Below are 18,716 nucleotides of genomic sequence, written 5' to 3' on the forward strand. Positions count from 1 at the left end.
TGGCCCGATGGCGTCCCCGTCGCAGCGACCCGGCCACCTCGATTCCGAACGCGGCTTCCTCGAAGTCGCCGGCCGGGATCCCGACCGCCCGCTGCGCGACCAGTTCCTCGGGTTCCGCGACCTGATCTCGGCCGACATGGCCTGGGTGGACAGCCGCAAGGGCCAGTTCCGCCGCCACGCGTCGATCGTGCGGGTGAGCGCCCTGCTGCTCACCGCGGCGTCGACCGTGGTGCTCGGCATCCAGGAGATCCCGGCCCGCGCGTCGATCGCGCTGCCGATGGTCGCGCTGGTCACCGTGCTCGGCGGGCTCGAGACGTTCTTCAACTGGCGCTCGCGCTGGGTGCTGATGACGGAGACGCGCTACCGCTTCAACCGCCTCCGCGACGAGCTGGACTACTACATCGTCACCACCCCCGCGGTCGAGCTGAGCCGCGGCCGGCTTGCGGAATTCTTCGCCAAGCACCAGGTCGTCTGGGACGAAACCAGCCGCCAGTGGGTCGAATTCCGCAAGCTCGACCGCCCGCCTCAGGCGCCCGAAGCCCGCGGCTGACGCGTCACGCCAGGGTCAGCGCGTAGATCTCCACCCGCGGGTCGTTCGGCAGGCTCACCGACTGCACGGTCTTCCCGCCGTCCAGGGCGGCCGCGATCCCGAACAGCCGGACCGGCGGCCCGTCGACCCCGCTGCCGGCCTTGATCCGGTGCGGCATCTCGAGCAGCACCGGACTCCCGGACCCCGCCCAGTCGCCGAAGGTCACCGCCAGATCGGCGCTGGTCCCGTCGGTGTAGTGCGCCGTCACCGACGTCGACACCGGGCCGTTGTGCGACGCCCCGACCAGCTTCACCGCCGTGTGCTGACCGGCCGGCAGCAACAGCGACTGCCCGCGGGCCTCCACGAAGTTGGGCGAAGTGCCCGAAGCGTCCGGCGCCGCGTACGTGACGCCGTCCCAGACCACCGGTCCGGCCGCCGGGAGCAGGTCGGCGTCGTAGCTCCAGCCGCCGCCGTCGAAGTTGCCCTGGTCGGACGCGGCCACCGTGGCCGTGCCGTCGTGGTTGCGGTCGCGGGTCAGGTCGACCGCGCACTGCGGGCCGGTCGTCACGCACGCCGACGGCGTCCGGACCTCGACCGTCGCCGAGCGCGTCACCGTGTTCGCGCCCAGCCCGGTGACCTTGACCTCCACCGGGTACGTCCCGAGCGCCGCGCCCGCCGGCACGGTCACCGTGATCGGCACGGTCTGCTGCACCGGCAGCCGTCCGGACCAGGGCAGGAGCAGCGGCTGGACCCGGGACCTCCACGGCGATGCCACCGAGACCGTCACCGGCTGCAGGCCCGGGTTCTGCGCCACCACGTCCAGGTCGAGGTGCACCTGCTGGGCCGCCCCCGACGGGATCACCACCGACGTCTGCCGCAGGGAGGCGTCGACGTGCCGCCGCTGGTCGCCGGTCGCGTTGTTCACCGAAGGCGGCGCCGCGGACGACGACGTCCCCCACGAAGACGGCTTCGAGCCGAGCTTGTGCGACAGCGTCCCGCCGTGCGCCAGCGAAGCCCAGTCCAGGGACGTCTTCCGGACGTCCCGGCCGTTGAGCGACACGCTCTGGATGTACCGGTTCGCGTCGCTCGCGCCCGGCGCCGACACGGTGAGCGTCCCGCCCTGGGCGGAGCCGTACTGTCCGATGCGGACGGTCGCCGACTCGAACTGCGGGCTCGACAGCGCGAGGAAGTTGGCACCGCTCATCGTCGGGTACAGGCCGAGCGAGGAGAAGACGTACCAGGCCGACATGGTGCCGAGGTCGTCGTTGCCGGTCATGCCGTCGGGGCCGGTGGTGAACAGCGTCATCGCCGCGCGGACGACGGTCGCCGTCTTCGCCGGAGCGCCGACCCAGTTGTACATGTAGGGCGCGAGCAGGTCGGGCTCGTTGTTCGGGTTGTAGGTCGCCTTGCCGTAGTAGTCGTACGGGCTGGCGATCCAGTCCTTCCGCGCGGTGCCGGCCGGGTCCTTCAGGAGGTTGCCGTAGGCGAAGAAGGAGTCCAGGCGCTTCTCGGTCGCCGTCCGGCCGCCCATCAGGGAGACGAGCCCGGCCGGGTCCTGCGGCACGAGCCACTGGTACTGGTAGGCGCCGCCTTCGTGGAACTGGTGGCCGGCGTCGACCGGGTTGTACGGCGTGACGAACGTGCCCTCGGTAGTGCGCGGGCGGAACTGCTGGATCGACGAGTCCCACAGGTTGCGGTACCACTGCCCGCGGTCGGCGAACATCCGCGCGTCCGCCTGGTGGCCCAGGCCGCGGGCCATCAGCGCGAGCGACGCGTCCGCGGCGGCGTACTCCATGGTCGCCGACGCCGGGTGCTCGCAGTCGTTGTCACCGCCCTTGGCCGCGCAGTCCGTGCCGAGTTCGAGCCCGCTCGGGAGGTACCCGCGCTCGTTGTAGTAGTTGACGCCCGAGCGGCCGTTGTACGGCGAATCGGCGGGCGGCGTGCTCGTCGCGTTCTTCTTGAGCAGCGCGTACGCCTCTTCTTCGTGCCCGGCGAGCAGGCCCTTCGACCACGCCTCGACGAGGAACGGCGTCACCGGGTCGCCGGTCATGATGTTCGTTTCGCTCTCGGCGAGCGCCCAGCGCGGCAGCCACCCGCCGTCGCGGCCGATGGCGACGACCGACAACGCGACGTCCCGCGCGACCTGCGGTTCCAGCATCTCCAGCAGCTGGTTTTGCGGCCGGTAGGTGTCCCACAGCGAGAAGTTCTGGTACGGCGTGTAGCCGCTCGCGGTGTGCACCTTGCCATCGAAGCCGGTGTACGCGCCGTCGGTGTCGCCGGCCAGGTTCGGATGCAGCTGCGCGTGGTAGAGCGCGGTGTAGAACGCCGTCTGCCGCTCGGTCGTGCCGCCCGCGATCTTGATCGCGCCGAGCCGGTCGGCCCACTGCTGGTGCAGCGCGGCCCGCGTCGCGTCGAAGTCGTAGTCCTTGGTTTCGGCAGCCAGGTTCTTCCGGGCGCCGTCGAGGCCGGTGTAGGACAGGCCGACCTTGAGCACGACGTCGTGGTCGGTGCTCGCGTCGAAGCTCGCCCAGGCGCCGTTGCTCCCGGTGCCCGCGGCGTCGCGGCCGCCAGGGGTGCGCGTCGAGCCGCGCCAGGTGCCGAACGAGTTGAACGGCCGGTCGAAGGTGGCGGTGAAGTAGACGGTGTGCTCGTCGTGGCCGGCGCAGAACCCGCCGGCCTTGACCCGCCCTTCGAGCGTCCGGTCGCCGACGACGTGGATCTCGGAGTCCTTGACCGACTGGTTGGCCTGGCCGGTGTTGAACAGGACGTTCGCCTGCCCGGTCGAGGGGAACGTGTAGCGCTGCCAGCCGGTGCGCGCGGTCGCCGTCAGTTCGGCGTTGATGCCGTACTTCTTCAGGCCGACGCGGTAGTAGCCGGGCTCGGCGTGCTCGTCGTCGTGGCTGTACCCGGACTTGTAGGCGTCCTTGTCAACGTTGTCCACCGCGCCGGTCGTGGGCATGATCGGCAGCTCGCCCATCACGCCGCAGCCGACGCCGGACAGGTGCGTCTGGCTGAAGCCGTAGATCGCGTTCTGCAGGTAGTCGTAGCCGCCCTGGCCGCCGGTGTCCGGGCTGACCTGCACCATTCCGAAGGGCGCACTCGCGCCGGGGAAGGTGTTCCCGAAGTTCTGCGTGCCGACGAACGGGTTGACCAGGCCCACCGGATCGACCGGCGCGGCGGCGTGGGCGGTGGCCTGGGTCGTGGCGGCGACCACGAGCGCGGCGGCCGCCGCGGCGATCAGTTGTCTGCTTGGCGACCCCATGGGGCGCGCACCTCCCAGGTGACAACGTTGTCAGAAGCGGACTGTCTGGCAGCTTTTCACATCCGCGAACATTTGAGAAGGCGGCAACCAGGTCAAACCGTTGTCATGGCCTGCCGGAGCAGCCGCGCGGCGGCCTCGACGCCGGTGTCGGCGAGGTTGCCGTAGCCGAGGACGAGCGCGGGCTCGCCCGGCGTCGTCCGGTAGCCGTCGAGATCGGTCACCTTGACCCCGGCCGCCCTCGCCTTCCGGACGACGGCCGCGGCGTCCTGGTCGAGGTGGAGCACGAGGTGCAGCCCGGCGGCGACCCCGGAGAGCCGCGCCGGCCCGAGCGCGTCGACGAGCTTGTCGCGCCGCGCGCGGTAGCGCAGCCGGGCCGCCCGCAGGTGCCGGTCGTAGCCGCCGCTGGTGATGAAGCCCGCCAGCGCGAGCTGGTCGAGCACGGGCGGCGGATGCGCTCGAACTGTCCACTGTGGAGGAACGACGACCCAGCCGAGTCCGAGCGCGGGACTGAGTGTCTTGCTGACCGAACCGAAGAGCGCGACCCGCCCCGGATCGGTGCCCTGGACGGTGCCGACGGGCCGCCGGTCGTAGCGGAACTCGGCGTCGTAGTCGTCCTCGAGGATCAGGCCATCGACGTCCCGCGCCCAGGCCAGCAGCTCGGCGCGCCGCCGCGGCGAAAGGACCGAGCCGGTGGGGAACTGGTGCGCGGGCGTGACGAGCACGGCGCGCACGCCCGCCGGAATCCGCCCGACGTCGATGCCTTCGCCGTCGACGGGCACCGGGTGGACGGTCATCCCGGCGTCTTCGGCCGTCCGCCGCAACCGCGTCCACCCGGGATCCTCGACGGCGAGCCGCGTGCTGCCGCGTTCGACCAGCGCGCGGCAGACGCCGGCCACGCCGTCGGTGACGCCGCCGCAGACCAGCACGGTGCCGGGCGCGGCGCCGCGGACGCGCCGGAGGTACTCGCCCAGGACCTGGCGCAGCCGGGGGTGTCCGCCCGGCTCGGGCAGCCCGAAGTCCGGGTGCGGCGCGTTCGCGAGCACTTCGCGGACCGCTTCGGCCCAGGCCTGGCGGGGGAAGTTGCGCAGGTCGGGCAGGCCGGGAGCGAGGTCGTACCGCGGTGCCGGCACCCGCGCCGGTTCTGGCGGCGCCACCGCGTCACCCACCGGCCGGACCCGGGTGGCCGACCCGGTGCGCCCCGCGAGGTACCCCTCGGCGACGAGCTGGGCGTAGGCCTGCGTGACGACCCACCGCGAGCACCCGAGGTCGGCGGCGAGGCGGCGGCTGGGCGGGACGGCGCCGGTCAGGACGCCGTCCCGGATCGCCTTGCGCAACGCCCTGGCCAGCTGTTCGTGCTTCGGGCCCGGCCCGGCCGGCTCCAGCAGCACACCCCAATCGGTCTGTGATCCCGCCACGATATTGGACTGTAGTACCGGACCGATCCGGCCTTAGCGTGGTCGTATGAAGAAGGTGGAACTGGGCCTGACCGGTCAGCACGTCAGCCAGGTGTCGCTGGGCTGCATGACGATGGGCACGTCGACGGACGAACCGACGTCGAAGCGCATCCTGGACGCCTACCTCGACGCGGGCGGCGACTTCCTGGACACGGCGAACTGCTACGCCTGGTGGGCCCCGGACGCGACGGGCGGCGAAAGCGAGTCCCTCCTCGGCCGCCTCCTGAAGGGCCGCCGCGACCGCGTCTTCCTGGCGACGAAGGTGTCGGCGGGCATCACGGACCTCCCGGCGGCCCGCGCCGCCCGGCATCCGGACGGCACGGTGGACTGGGCCGGGGTGGAGCGCACGTTCGAGGGAGCGGGCGCGGCGGTGATCGAGCGCGAGGTGGACCGCAGCCTCCGGCGGCTGGGCACCGGCCACATCGACCTCTACTACATCCACGTGGACGACCGCCGCGTCCCGCTGGAGGAGACACTGTCCGCATTGGACGGTCTGGTCCGGGCGGGCAAGGTGCGGTACATCGGCTGGAGCAACGTCCGCACGTGGCGCCTGGAACGCATCAGGTCCCTGGCGCTGGCCAACGGCTGGGCCGCCCCGGCGGCGGTCCAGGTCCAGCACTCGTACCTGCGCCCCACCGGCGCCGACGTCCCGTCGATCGCGGGCGCCGAGCTCCTGGACTGGCTGTCCCTGCACCCGGACGTCTCCCTGGCGGCGTATTCCTCGCTGCTGCGCGGAATCTACGACGACGCCGCGTACCGCGAGTCGACTCCGGTCTGGCGGTCCTACGCGGGCCCGGATTCGGAAGCCCGCCTCGCCGCGGTGGCGAAGGTGGCGTCGGCGCTGGGCGCGTCGGGCAACCAGGTGGCCCTGGCGTGGTTGCTGCACCACGGCGTCATCCCGCTGATCGGCCCACGCACGTGGGAGCACTACGAGTCGATCGCCCCGGCGTTCACGTTGGAGCTGCCGGACGAGCTGCTGTCCGTATTGGACAACGCGTAGGCGGTGGCGAGCAGCGCGGCGACACTCGGCTTGTGCTCGTCGCGCCGCCGCCACGTCATGGTGACGTCGGTGGCCGCTCCGGCCAGGGGGACGGCGACGGCACCTCGGTGCTCGACGAGCGCGGGCACGAGCCCGCACCCCAGCCCGGCGGCCACGCACCGCGCGAGGGCGGCGAGGCTGCCGACCTCCGCCTCGACGACAGGCCCGTCGATCCGGTCCAGCATCTCGCGGAAGCCGCACCCCCGCGGCGTCGCGAGGAAGCCGACGCCGTCGAGGTCGTCCGGCCGGAGTTCTTCCCGCTGCGCCAGCGGATGTGCCGGCGGGACGAGGACGACGAGCGGCTCGGTGCCCAGCGACGCGCTGGCGAGCGCCGGGTCGGCGGGCGCGTCGCCGAACGTGAAGCAAACGTCCATTTCGGACCGTTGCACGGCCTGGTAGAGCTCCCCGCGGCTGCCCTCCCGGAGGGCGAGCCGCACGCGCGGCCACTTCGCCCGGTACTCGCCGAAGAGGGCCGGGATTCGCTGTGCGCACAACGTTTCCAAGGCGCCGATGGTCAGGTCGCCTTCCGGTTCGCCGCGCTCCTCGTCGACCGCGGCCCGGGCCTCCTCGACGAGCTCGAGCACCTGGTCCGCGTAGCCGACGAGCCGTTCCCCGGCGGCGGTGAGCCGCAGCCGCCGCCCGCGTTCGAACAGCTTCGAGCCGAGTTCCGCTTCCAGGGCCTGGATCTGCTCGGTGACGCTGGACTGCGCGTAGTGCAGCTCGGCCGCGGCGCGGGTGAAGTTGAGCGTCCGCGCGACGACGCGGAAGGTGCGCAGGTGGCGCAGTTCCATGGCATCCCCCATCGGCGTTCCCGATACCCGCCATCGTAACTCCCTGCTTCCGCCGAGGTCACCGAGCGTCCAAGCTTCCGGTGTGGCAAGACTCCTCACCGGCTTATCGCTGGGTTACTTCCTGGTCATGCTGGACACGACGATCGTGACGGTCGCCCTGCCGGCCCTCTCACCGTCTTTGCCGGCGCAGCAATGGATTTCGAACGGCTACACGCTGACGTTCGCGGCGTTCCTCCTCACCGCGGGAGCGTGGTCGGACCGGTTCGGCGCCCGCCGGGTGTTCTTCCTCGGTCTCACCTCGTTCGCGGCGCTGTCCGGCTTGTCGGCGCTGTCGGTTTCGGCACCGATGCTGATCGCGCTGCGAGCGCTGCTCGGCGTCGCGGGCGCCTTGCTGGTTCCTTCGTCGCTGTCGCTGATCGCGGTGGCCAACCCGGCGCCGTCCGCGCGGGCGAAGGCGATGGGGGTGTGGGCCGCGGTGAGCGGAACCGGCCTGGTGGCGGGCCCGGTGCTGGGCGGCGTCCTGACGGAGGCGTTCGGCTGGCGGGCGATCTTCCTGGTCAACGTCCCGGTGGCGCTGATCGCTCTGGCGCTGTCCCGCTCGGCACCGTCGACCCCGGCGAGACCGGGTCGGTTCGACGTGGTGAGCCAGGTGTCGGCGGTCGTCGCCTTGTCGACGCTGACGTACGCGTTGATCGAGCGGTCGTGGGGTGCCCTGGTGCTCGCCGTCGCCGCGGCCGCGGTGTTCGTGCGGTCCCAGCGTCACCCGGAGGCGATGCTCCCGGCCCGCCTGTTCCGCGTCCGCGCGTTCCCGCTCGGGCTGGCGGCCGGCGCGATCGTGAACTTCGGATTGTCCGGGGTGCTGTTCGTGCTGTCACTGTATTTTCAGAAAACCCGCGGATATCCGCCGTCGACCACCGGGCTGGCCTTCCTGCCGCTGACGATCCCGACGGCGTTCAACCCGATTTTCACCGGCCGGCTGGTGGCCCGTTCCGGCCCGCGGATCCCGGCGGTTTCGGGCTTCGCCCTGATGTCCGGAGGCGCGCTGCTCCAGGCGGGCACGACGTCGGCGGCGCTGTCGGTGGTCGCGCTGGCCCTGCTGGGCTTCGGCGTCTCGTTGGCCATCCCGTCGCTGCTGGCCATGGTGGTCACGGCGGCCCCGCCCGAACTGACCGGCATCGCGGGCGGCGCGTTGAACGCCTCCCGCCAGGCCGGCGCGGCCCTCGGGGTGGCGATCCTGGGTGCGTTGTCGGACGCGACGACGACGTCGATCGCGCTGTTCACGGCCGCGGGCGTGCTCTTGGCCGGAGCGCTCGCTGTTTCCTGTTCGTTTATGAAACAGGAAACCCCTTGTCGCTGAATGCGGCGGCGCGAATCCTCGGTGGTGGGCGCGGAATTCTCCGAAGCGCCCGGATCAAATCACCATTCCCGAGGAGGGATTCGCCATGTCCAAAAAGCTGGTCAAAATCGCCGGTCCGGTGCTCGCCGTCTGCGCGCTCGCCGCGCTGCCGCTGATCGGCGCCACCACCGCGTCCGCGGACGACGGCGGGGCGCCGGCCGCCCCGGTCGTCACGCCGACGCCGACCCCCACCACCGACGGCAACCCCTGGCACGGTTGAGGAACCCGCGGCCGTGAGTGGCGCCGCCACTCACGGCTCACCGCGGCGCGCAGGCGCAGCTCAGCGCCGAACGCACTTCGCGCACTTCGCCGGCTTCCGGCAGCTCGAGCTCGGCGAACTCGTCCTCGGCCGCGGCCCAGTGCGTGACGGCGCTTTCGTGGTCGCCCATCGCGTGCAGCGTTTCGGCGACGCCGCGGTGGGCGCGGGCCCGGTAGGCGCGGTTGCCGCTGCCGTCGGCCAGGTCCAGAGCGGACTTGCCGGCGGTGAGGGCTTCCTGACGGGCGCCGCGGGCCAGCGCCGTCGCGCCGCGGTCGAGGTACAGCTGGGTGCGCAGGTCCGCGTCCGGCACGTTCGCCGCCACTTCGCGGGCCTTGTCGTGGTAACGGACGGCTTCGGCGTACCGGCCGCGCTGCCGGTGCACGTTCCCGAGGTTGTTCAGCGCGTACGCCTCGACACAGCGGTCGCCGACTTCGGCGGCGTGCCCGTGCGCTTCCGTGTAACTGGCCAGCGCTTCGGTCAGCAGACCGAGCCGTTCCTGCACCGAACCGAGGTTGTTGAGCGTGTGCGCCAGGCCCTGGACGTGGCCGATCTCGCGCAGCATCCGCGCGGCGGATTCGTGCTGGCGCAACGCGACCTGGAGGTTGCCGTGGAGCTCGTTGAGGTAGCCGAGCATGCCCAGCGCGTGGGCTTCGCCCCGGCGGTCCTCGGTTTGCTCGTACTTGGCCAGCGCGGCTTCGAGGTGGGCGATCGCCTGGTCGTGCCGGCCCAGTTCCATGGTGGGGATGGCGAGCGCGCACAGCGTCGCCGCCTCGCCGCGCGGGTCACCCAGGCGGCGCCACTTGGGCAGTGCCTGGGCGGCGAGCTCCAGTGCCTCGGCGAGCTGCCCGCGCCGGTCGTGCGCGGTGGCGAGCCGCAGCAGGACGTGCGCCTGGCCGTAGTCGTTGCCCGCGTCGGAGGCGACGATCTTCCAGGCGAGTTCAAGCGTGCCGATCCAGTCTTCGAACTGGTTCGTCGTGTTGAAGTACCGCCACAGCAGCACGGCCAGCCGCCAGGTGTGCTCGGGCAGCGTGTGCGCGGCGGCGTAACGGATGGCGGCCACGAGGTTGTCGCGTTCGGCGACGATCCACCGCAGCCCGGCGTCGGCGTCGGCGAAGCCCGGCGTCACCGCGCAGGACCGGTCCGTCGTCGACGGCAGCTGAGCCCGGTCGAACGGGTACGCGGCGCGGACCGCGGCCGCCAGCGTGACGAGGTAGTAGTCGAGCAGCCGCACCAGCGCGGGCTCGGGGGCCGGCTCCTCGGCGGCGAACTCCTTGAGCGGGTCGAGCATCTGGTAGCGCTCGGTCGCGGCCTCCTCCAGCAGGCTGACCTCGTGGAGGTCGTCGAGCAGCGCTCGCGCCTCGGCGACGCCGCAGCCGGCCAGCGCGGCGCCGCCCGCGACGTCCACGTCCGGGCCGGGCAGGCTGCCGAGCAGCCGGAACAGGGTGCGCTGCGGCTCGCCGAGCTGCCGGTAGGACACCCGGACGGCGGCGATGCCGTCGGCCTCACCCCACGGCCCGTTCTCCTCGAGCAGGCGCAGCAGGTGCTCCAGCGGCCACCGGTCGTGCCGCCGGAACAGCGCGGCCGCCACGCGGATCGGCATCGGCAGGCAGCCGCACCGCCGGACCACCGCGTCGACGTCGGCGGCCCGGCCGCGCAGCCGCGACGGCCCGGCGAGCACGTGGAACAGCTCGGCGGCCTCCTCCAGGGGCAACGGCGAGAGCCGGAGAGGCTCGCCGGTGTCGGCGTCGCCCATCCGCCGGCTGGTGATGACGGCCAGGCAGCCGTCCGCCTCCGGCAGCAGCGGCCGGATCTGCTCCGGCGACGCGGCGTTGTCCAGCACGACGAGCGTGCGCGTGCCCCACAGCGTCGCCTGGTAGAGCGTCACTTTCCGGCCCACGGTGGCCGGGATCTGCTCGGCGGGGACGCCGAGTTCGACCAGCAGCTCGGTGAGGGCGTCGCCGACGTCGGCCGGCTCGACACCGGGGGTGAACCCGTTCAGCCGGGCGAGCAGCTGGCCGTCGGGGAACCGGCGGCGGAGCCGGTGGGCCGCCTCGACGACCAGCCCGGTCTTGCCGACGCCGGGCGCACCGCTGACCCAGACCGCGCGCCGCCCGGCCGCGGCAGCCGCCTCGATCGCGGCGATTTCGCCGGTCCGGCCGGTGAACCCGCCGGGCCGCGACGGCAGCGAACTGGGCGGATCGCCCTGTTCGGCGCGCGCGGCGAGCTTGCGCAGCACCGGCCCGGGCGCCATCCGCAGCGCGGTGAGGGCGTCGCGGGTGCCGTGGAAGACGCGCAGCGCCGCGACCCGGTCGCCGCCGGCGAGCAGCGCGCGCATCAGCAGTTCGGCGTGCTTCTGGCTGGCCGGATCGGCCTGGACGAGCGGCCGCAGCCGGTCGCGCGCCGAGCGGTGGTCGCCGGATTCGAGCTCGAGTTCGGCCAGGTCACCGACGACGTCCGGGTAGCTCTCGTCCGGCGAGATGACCTCGGGCCCGCCGACGCGGTCGATGTCGATGTCTTCGAGGAACTTCCCACGCCACAGCCCGGCGGCCTCGCGCAGCAGCGCGATCGCCCGGCGGGGGTCGTCGGCGCGGACGTCCGCGGCTTCGGCGCGCAGCCGGTTGAAGCGGGCGGTGTCGAGCTGGTCGTCGGCGATCCGCAGCAGGTAGCCGGTCGGGGTGGTCTCGATGGTCGCGTCCCCGACGACGTCCCGCAGCCGCTTGATGTAGCTGCGCACCAGGGTGGGTTTGGCTTCGCGATCGGCCCAGACGATCTCGGCGAGCCGGGCGGGTGTGACGGGCTTGTTGGCGTGCAGGAGGAGCACGACGAGGACGAACCGCTGCTGCTGGTCGCCCAGCGGCACCGGCACGCCGTCGTGCCACGCCTCCAGCGGGCCGAGCATCCGAAACTCCACGCGGCCTCCCCGGCGTCAGCTTGCTGTCCTCTTTTGATGTCGCGCAATCGGCCGTCCGGGTTTCGCGAATCCGCATTTCTTCCACGTTCGGTGCACAAGGCGTTGGCACACTCCGCCGGTCGACCAGGGGTGAAGGAGAAACGAATATGGGGTCCGACGTGTTGCCGTGTTACGTGGCCTGCGACGTTTCGCTGTCGATGACCGACCACATCGACGAGCTCAACGCGGGGTTGCGCGAGTTCCGCGGCGCCGTCCACGCGGACGCGTCGGTGGCCGGCCGCGTGTTCTGCAGCGTGGTGGGGTTCGGCGAGCGGCCGCGGGTGGTCCAGTCGCTGCTGCCGATGGACGACCTCGCTGAGCTGCCGGAACCCGGTCCGTGCGCGGGCAGCAACTTCGGGCCGGTGTTCACCTTCCTGCGTGCCGAGATCGACCGCGAGGTCTCGGTGTTGCGCCGCCACCGCGTCCGCGTCCACCGCCCCCTGGTGTTCTTCCTGTCCGACGGCCAGCCGACGGACCCGGTGACCTGGCCGTCGGCGTACGCGTCGCTGGCGGACCCGGCGTGGCCGCGCTGTCCCCGGGTGGTGACGTTCGGCCTGGGCGACGCGGACGAGGAGGCGCTGGGCCGCATCGGAACGTTCCGCACGTACTTGAGCCGCGACGGCGTCCGCATGGGCACGGCGCTGATCGCCTCGGTGATGCACGTTCTGTCCACTTCCCGTCCACCGGCCGACCGCACCCTGTCGGCACGGGGGCGCGCAAAGGGGTTGCCATGGAAACGCACTGAAGGAGAAGCCGGTGGAGCGCGCTGAGCTGGTGGCGGAGCTGAAGACGGTGCGGAAGGGCCGCGGCTTGCAGGCGAGCAGGCTCCACGACCGGGTGGGCCCGTGCCTGCGGGCGGCGTGCGGAGTGGTGGAAGCGGACGGAATGGTGGCGATCCGCGCCAAGGTGTCCGGCAGGCTGTCGGAGCTGGCGGAGCAGTTGCCGGAGGACCTCCGCTTGGCGGCATTGGCGGCCTTCGCGATCACACCGGAGGCCCGCCAGCCGCTGTACCAGGAAAGAGTCAAGTGGGCGGCAGAGCGCGTCGACCGGGACCCGCGCACGGTCCGCCGCCGCGTGGACGAGGCGATCGAGCTGCTGGCCGAGCTGGCCACACCCCTGTCCCCGCCGGCCCCGGGCCGCTGGCACACGGCATCGTTGACGCTGGCGCTGGTGATCGAGGAACCGTGCGTGTTCGAGCAGCACCGAGTGGTGGCCGACCAGGACGGACTCCGGTCGTTCGACCTGGCGGTTCCTTCGACGGAGGGCATGGTGCTGTACGGCGGAACGCTGTCTTCGGCGGGAACGGTGGACTTACCGGCACCCCTGCCCCGCGGCGGCTCGTGGGAGTTCGCGGCGGTGTTCCCGGTGGAGCCGCCGTCCCGGATGGTCTTCGTCCCCCGGCACCGGTGCGAAGTATTCGATCTGCGCCTGCGGTTCGGGAAGAAGGCCCCACCGGAGGTGCTGGCACTGGACGGAGCGTTCGAGAGGGACGTCCAGGACCCGGGCTACCGGGGACGAAAGCTGCAGGTGGACGCGGCGGGGGAGGTCCACCTGCAGTTTCGCCACCTCACACCGGGGCTGGTGTACGGGGCCCGGTGGGCGGAGGACCGATGAGCGCCCGTGCGACGATGGACGACCGCACTGGAGGATCGAGGAACCGGGAAGCTTGATCGGTGACCATCGCAGGTACAGACGTGGAGATTCCGTCGGCGCGCTCGCTGGTCTGGCCGGTCGTGTGCGCGCTGCGAGAGCTGGGCGGCTCGGGGCGGATCGACGAGATAGACGACAAGGTCGCCCAGCTCGAAGGCTTCACCGATGAACAGCAGCAATTGGACGGTCGCAACGGGCTGGAGCTTCCGTACCGGCTGCGCTGGGCTCGCACGATCGCGAAGAAACGCGGTCTGGTCGAAACCGTCAGCCGTGGCGTGTGGGCGCTGACCAAGGACGGCAAGGAAGTCGACGAGGCGGAGGTCAAGCGCCGCCGCGTGATGCACGCGCGTGATCGTAAGAAGAGCGCCGTGCCGGAGGACACGTCCGTCTCCGCCGACACAGCCGACGAGGTCGTTCTGGATGGCGACGACGATGCCGAACAGGCCTGGCAGGCTACGGCGCTGGCCGCGCTCCAAGCGATGACGCCGGACGCTTTCGAGCGGCTGTGCCAGCGCCTCCTTCGCCAAGCCGGGTTCATCAACGTCGCCGTCACCGGCCGAACCGGCGACGGCGGGATCGACGGCGTGGGAACCTACCGCATGTCGCTGGTCTCCTTCCCCGTCTTCTTCCAATGCAAGCGCTACGTCGGTTCGGTCGGGTCTTCGCAGGTCCGCGACTTCCGCGGAGCAATGATCGGCCGAGGCGAGAAGGGCTTGCTCATCACCACCGGAACGTTCACCTCGGCGGCTCGTGCAGAAGCCACCCGCGACGGCGCTCCACCGCTCGACCTCATCGACGGCGAGGAACTGGTGGAGCTCCTTCGCGAGCACAAACTGGGCATCTCCACCGAACTGGTCGAGCAGGTCACCGTGCACACTAGCTTCTTCGACTCGATCTGAGGGCGCGGGAATGCGGAGAACCATTCGAGCTCCGCGGGACCGGCAAAGGGTGGGAATAGACCTGGCCCGGGCCCCACTTTGCTGAACGTCGCCGGCAGGGTGGTCGCCGATCAGCGAGGTAGGGCTTTGTGGCCCGGTCCTCGTTCAAGACCAACCGTGGTGAGCTGCCCCAGCGACAGCCCACCACGGCCGGAGAAATCCCCGTGGTTGGATTGTCTGTTTCTGGCTGACGCGCGCTTGATAGTCGCCGTGAAGTTGGTAGTAATGGACCCTTAGTCAGGCTGACGGGGTTCGGGCGACCTATCCGAGGCTGGGGTGCCGGGTGGCGCCGACTAGGAGCTCTATCGCAGTGATACTTACGCGGTTGATGAGGGGCCTAGCTGGAGAGTGAGTACTGAGTGACACGAGCCGTCAGGCTGCCCTGTGCTGTGACGGCTCGCCCTGCAGCGACCGTCCGAGGTGCCCCCGGCAGGATTCGAACCTGCGACACCCGCTTTTGTGGATCAAGTCTTCCGTTGATCGTCAAGAGTGATCGACATGTGCCGCTACCTGGGCAACCTGCTAGCTGCGGTAAGTTGATGCCCCTGGTCACTTGTGGTCATCTCGCGACCATTGGCGAGGGTAAAGCCAGGGTCTGGCCGCCCTGGGAGGTGGCGACGTCCGGCCGGAGTGTTCGGCGTTCGGTCGCCCAAGAACACCGAACACCGAACCGTGGCACGTGTGCTACGTGATCGGAGGGTTCCGACCCGCAGAGCAGAGAAGCCCAGCTGGTCAAATATACCTTTCTACGTTCGGCGTGGGGACGATCTCGCCGACATAATGCTCAATCTGTTGGGCGATGCCTAAATTTTTCAATTTCGCCATAATCAGGCGGCGGGCTTTCTGAAAGCCGGTATTTTCGAGATCAACGTCGGCCGCAACGCTCTCGGCTTGTTCGGCCAATGCGGCGAGCGCCACATGTTTTTGATTTTTACTATCATATGTGGGTATCTCCGCTGAGAAGACGTTCTTGTCGATATGGCGGAGTCCGAATAGGCCAATCGCTAGTAGGGGCTTGATCTTATCCATTATGGCTTCTGAGTTGAGTACCGCAGTCAAGTACCGCGCTTCTGAGATGGTGCTGGTAGCTGCCCAGTAGAGACCGTTTTCGACCAAGCAGCGGGAATCTTCAAGTCTCGACGCAACAAGCATGTTTCCTGATTTGTTGTACACAATTCTATGCTTGGCTGCTGGCAACTGGGAGCTTAGCTGCTTCCACTCGTCGATTCGCTCCAGGAGCGGTCGCTCCTCTGTTTGCGCCTTATGTTTTCCCCATATTTTCTCTGCTTCGGTCCACCACTGTGATAGCCCGTGAATTTCGTCTACCTTCGGCGCGCTTAGGATTTCGGTCTCGTTCGCGGGTACCACTGCACGGAGTGGTCGAAGAAGTCGATACGGAAGGACTGTTTCACCTAAATGAACAGGACGTACGAACGCGCGCTCAACGGCGCCGCTCAGGGACGGGACTTCCTTCCAGGGAGGGTTTTCGACGTTAGTCCTTCTTGACCTCACTGCCACTCTTCCGGCGCCTGCGCCGAGTGGTCCTGTGGAGGTCTCATCTACAAACATCAGAACGCGCGGGTATAAGATTGCGCCATTCCTGAAGCGCTTCTTGTAGGGAGACTCAGGCTTTCTTTCTCCAGATTTTAGAACGCCAATCCGTGTGTCTGAAATGTTAATATTTGCCGCAACGGTAGACCAATCTGTATCGCTAGACTTTAATTTTCCTGCCCACATTCTAACTGTAGATGGCATTTCAGTGGCCTTCTTGCTGCGTTGCCCCCGGACAACGCAGGAGTGGTTCGGAAATCCGGTATTAACCTTGGAGAGATCCCAGCTGCTGCTGAATTCGCTGTTCACGGGCCCGCTCAGGTCGGATCCCCATTTTCCAGCGCGAAAACCGGTGTGAGGCTTCCGGGTCATTGTTCCGTGAGGCATCACAAAAGAGAACTTGCCATTGAGCTTCAGGTAGAGTTCGATGCACCGTGCGGCAAATAAGGTGGAAAGGTCGCGACTTGAGGCGCCTAAGCCGCCGGTTAATAAACCGCGGTCTTTGGATAGTGTAATGTAGCGCTCTTGCATGGCACTGGTCATTTTGTTATAGCGGAGCCAGGGCGGGTTCCCGACGAGAACGTCAACTTGCTGCTCTGAATGAGTAAGCCAGATGGGCCGGATAAGATTCCGGACGTAGTACCCCCAGATGTGGTTGCGCCCGGTAGAGTGCAATCGTCTCATGACTTCGAAAGTTGTAGCCAACATGTCGTAGTCGTCGCTGTGGATGCCAAATTGCCGCAGTGTTGGAGCGATTAGGTCTCGACTTTTCCTGCTGGACATATCCAACGCTTTGTCGGCCATTGCGGTCACGAGGCGGTCAAAGTCACCAGCATCCTCCAGAATGCTTCTTGGGAAGACCAAATCATCCCCGAACAGTGCGCCACCACCTTCGACCAAGTCGGTCCCGCTAGTTGAGATCGTGATGCGATCTTCGTCGCTAAGCAGGTCGGTGCGCTGCTCCCACTGGACGGAGTCGCCGAGGTAGACGGGGACGGAGATTGCGGGTCGATCAGACGCTGCCAAGCGACTTGGGCCGATTGCGAGAAGGTAAGTCACGCGGGCCAGCGTCACGGCTACAGGATGGATGTCCATCCCGTACACATGATGTGTGACCCCGCTGACCGCTTTCTCATTTGATATTCCAGCTGCGTCCGCGCTCTCCAGATATTTGCGAACGGCGTGGAAAAGGAATGTTCCAGATCCGCACGCTGGATCTAGAACTTTTTGCTCTAGTGGTTTCTGGACCGTGTCGTCAACCATGCGGTTTGCGAGCCAGTCCGGGGTGTAGTACTCACCTAGACTGACGCGAAGATCCTTGCTGATGACAGATTCGTAAAGAACTTTAAGAACATCGTGTTTGACCAGGGACCAGTCGAATCGAGAGATGCGTCGCGCTAGTTCGGCGATAAAGGCTTGTCCACCCGGTGCCACTAGGACCCAATCGAAAAAATCTGCCTCAACGACGCCGTAAATCAGAGCGTTCCCAAACTCGGTACCGCGCGCGAGTGTGGTCGGAGTTAGGCCGCCTGTTGGCGAGATGTCGAATCCGACAACTGCATGTGCGATTATCTCCGCAGTGAGGACGAGAAGAGTGTGATCGAGGAATAACTTCTCGTCGTCGCTGAAAGCCTTACCGAAAGCCGTGCGGAGCAGCTTTGCCCACAGATCTCGCTTCAGTCGAATCTCGGGTGAATGCTGCGATTTGGCGTAAATTGCGCTTAGGGCGAGATGATCGAGCTGATGTGCGGGGGAATCGGCGCCCAGTCGCCGCGTGATTTCGACCGGTGTTGGAATGATGGCATCCTGTGTTGCGAGGATGGATTCCAGCCATACAATAAGTCGATCTACTTCGGGAGATTGAGGGTTCAGTTGCAATTTAGCTGCTTGATGCAGCTCATCGTCGCGCAGGTGATAGAGGTACCATTCAGTTCCGTCTGTAAGAATTCCAACGTAGCGTACGCCGAGTTTGAGGGATTGGTCGCGGACATAGCCTGCGAGTTGGGTCTCGGCTTGCTTCCGTACTCCGCCTATGCGGAGATCCTTTTTTACCTCAATCACGCAGTGCCCGATCTCGACGTCGATACGCCGTTTCGAGCCATCGCCAAGCTGCACCTCGAGCCGTGCGACGTCAGTCGGCTCTAGCGCGAGAGCGCCTGACGTCAGCAGAAGGTAAACGTCGGCCTGCACGTCTGCTTCAGTGCGTGTCCCGCTTCGGGTGGCCAGGCGTTCGACAGCATCTCGGGCGACATCGATAGGCACGGCTTGAGTCTAGGGGACCTGGGGTCGCGATCTTGGCAAGATTGCCCAAGCGTGTTCGTTTCGGCCATCCCGTCGCCTGGTGACCTCTCGATCACGTGGAGCCGTGGCCGCAACTTGGGGCTAGACCGCCGGCTGACTGGCCAACCTCGCGACCCGGCTCCACGTGGCAGTTACCAAGCGTGGCGACAAGGTGACCCAAACGAACACTACACAACGCAACCGTGCGCGCTTTCTCGGCCATGCCGGGGCCTGGCTGCCCGGTGAGGGCCCCTTGCACTTACTCGCCGACTCCAGGACGTGCGCTCCCGCCCCGATCTCGCCGTCGAGCAGGGAGGAGCTCCAAGTCTCTCCGATACCCGAGTTGTGTCCGAGAAGTATGTCTCAACCCTCAAGTGGGTGGCCTTTCGGCATCTCGACGACCTGGCGCAGCCCGATCACGCTGCGTCAAGGGGGCACCTACCGCCCGACCGCCGCTGACCTGCTCGGCTGCCCCCTTGACGCGGCGTGATAGCCCTCCGGGAGGTCGTCGAGATGCCGTTTGGCCGCACACGGACGCAACCGCCGCGCACGTCCAGGCCATCTCGATGACCTGCCCGTCCGGCGAGGACATTCTGTTCTTCTTGAGCTGCGGCTTC

The 18,716-nt window shown here is 68.4% G+C and carries 12 protein-coding genes; 7 read left to right on the forward strand and 5 right to left on the reverse strand.

Going from position 1 to position 18,716, the window contains the following annotated elements; genetic code table 11:
• The first annotated feature begins 7 nt into the window (after nucleotides 1-7).
• Nucleotides 8-550 carry an SLATT domain-containing protein gene (locus tag ACWEVN_RS04860; protein ID WP_452050293.1) on the forward strand — a complete coding sequence of 181 codons (543 nt, stop codon included), beginning with the start codon at nucleotides 8-10 and terminating at the stop codon, nucleotides 548-550.
• Nucleotides 551-554: 4 nt separating this feature from the next.
• Here ACWEVN_RS04860 and ACWEVN_RS04865 read toward each other — a convergent pair whose 3' ends face one another.
• Both ACWEVN_RS04865 and pdxR read right to left on the reverse strand, forming a co-directional pair.
• Nucleotides 555-3,791 (reverse strand): GH92 family glycosyl hydrolase, encoded by a 3,237-nt coding sequence (locus ACWEVN_RS04865; protein WP_452050294.1) that lies wholly within the window; start codon nucleotides 3,789-3,791, stop codon nucleotides 555-557.
• A gap of 92 nt (nucleotides 3,792-3,883) precedes the next feature.
• Nucleotides 3,884-5,206 (reverse strand): MocR-like pyridoxine biosynthesis transcription factor PdxR, encoded by a 1,323-nt coding sequence (gene pdxR / locus ACWEVN_RS04870; protein ID WP_452050295.1) that lies wholly within the window; start codon nucleotides 5,204-5,206, stop codon nucleotides 3,884-3,886.
• A 46-nt stretch (nucleotides 5,207-5,252) separates the two neighbouring features.
• Between pdxR and ACWEVN_RS04875 the strand changes: the two genes are divergently transcribed.
• On the forward strand, nucleotides 5,253-6,245 hold the full coding sequence (locus ACWEVN_RS04875) for an aldo/keto reductase (protein ID WP_452050296.1): 993 nt from the start codon (nucleotides 5,253-5,255) through the stop codon (nucleotides 6,243-6,245).
• Here ACWEVN_RS04875 and ACWEVN_RS04880 read toward each other — a convergent pair.
• On the reverse strand, nucleotides 6,173-7,075 hold the full coding sequence (locus tag ACWEVN_RS04880; protein WP_452050297.1) for a LysR family transcriptional regulator: 903 nt from the start codon (nucleotides 7,073-7,075) through the stop codon (nucleotides 6,173-6,175). The genes ACWEVN_RS04875 and ACWEVN_RS04880 overlap by 73 nt on opposite strands.
• Before the next feature lie 82 nt (nucleotides 7,076-7,157).
• Between ACWEVN_RS04880 and ACWEVN_RS04885 the strand changes: the two genes are divergently transcribed.
• Both ACWEVN_RS04885 and ACWEVN_RS04890 read left to right on the forward strand, forming a co-directional pair.
• Nucleotides 7,158-8,432 carry an MFS transporter gene (locus tag ACWEVN_RS04885; protein ID WP_452050298.1) on the forward strand — a complete coding sequence of 425 codons (1,275 nt, stop codon included), beginning with the start codon at nucleotides 7,158-7,160 and terminating at the stop codon, nucleotides 8,430-8,432.
• A gap of 85 nt (nucleotides 8,433-8,517) precedes the next feature.
• Nucleotides 8,518-8,691, forward strand: coding sequence for a hypothetical protein (locus tag ACWEVN_RS04890; protein WP_449682627.1), 174 nt, complete (start codon nucleotides 8,518-8,520; stop codon nucleotides 8,689-8,691).
• Between the two features lie 37 nt (nucleotides 8,692-8,728).
• Here the strand turns inward: ACWEVN_RS04890 and ACWEVN_RS04895 are convergent, their stop codons facing one another.
• A complete protein-coding gene (locus tag ACWEVN_RS04895; RefSeq protein WP_452050299.1) occupies nucleotides 8,729-11,641 on the reverse strand; it encodes a tetratricopeptide repeat protein in 2,913 nt (970 codons plus the stop codon).
• A 146-nt stretch (nucleotides 11,642-11,787) separates the two neighbouring features.
• Between ACWEVN_RS04895 and ACWEVN_RS04900 the strand changes: the two genes are divergently transcribed.
• Genes ACWEVN_RS04900 through ACWEVN_RS04910 form a run of 3 tightly spaced genes read left to right on the forward strand, consistent with a single transcriptional unit; the run spans nucleotide 11,788 to nucleotide 14,229 of the window.
• On the forward strand, nucleotides 11,788-12,450 hold the full coding sequence (locus tag ACWEVN_RS04900) for a vWA domain-containing protein (RefSeq protein WP_449682629.1): 663 nt from the start codon (nucleotides 11,788-11,790) through the stop codon (nucleotides 12,448-12,450).
• The gene (locus tag ACWEVN_RS04905) at nucleotides 12,437-13,294 is read left to right on the forward strand and encodes a hypothetical protein (RefSeq protein ID WP_452050300.1); all 858 of its coding nucleotides are present in this window, start codon (nucleotides 12,437-12,439) and stop codon (nucleotides 13,292-13,294) included. Before ACWEVN_RS04900 ends, ACWEVN_RS04905 begins: the two co-directional genes overlap by 14 nt.
• 59 nt (nucleotides 13,295-13,353) lie before the next feature.
• A complete protein-coding gene (locus ACWEVN_RS04910) occupies nucleotides 13,354-14,229 on the forward strand; it encodes a restriction endonuclease (protein WP_452050301.1) in 876 nt (291 codons plus the stop codon).
• A 771-nt stretch (nucleotides 14,230-15,000) separates the two neighbouring features.
• Here the strand turns inward: ACWEVN_RS04910 and ACWEVN_RS04915 are convergent.
• Nucleotides 15,001-18,081, reverse strand: a complete 3,081-nt coding sequence (locus ACWEVN_RS04915; protein WP_452050302.1) for an N-6 DNA methylase — start codon at nucleotides 18,079-18,081, stop codon at nucleotides 15,001-15,003.
• Nucleotides 18,082-18,716: the final 635 nt, after the last annotated feature.

Source organism: Amycolatopsis sp. NPDC003861 (assembly GCF_053605405.1).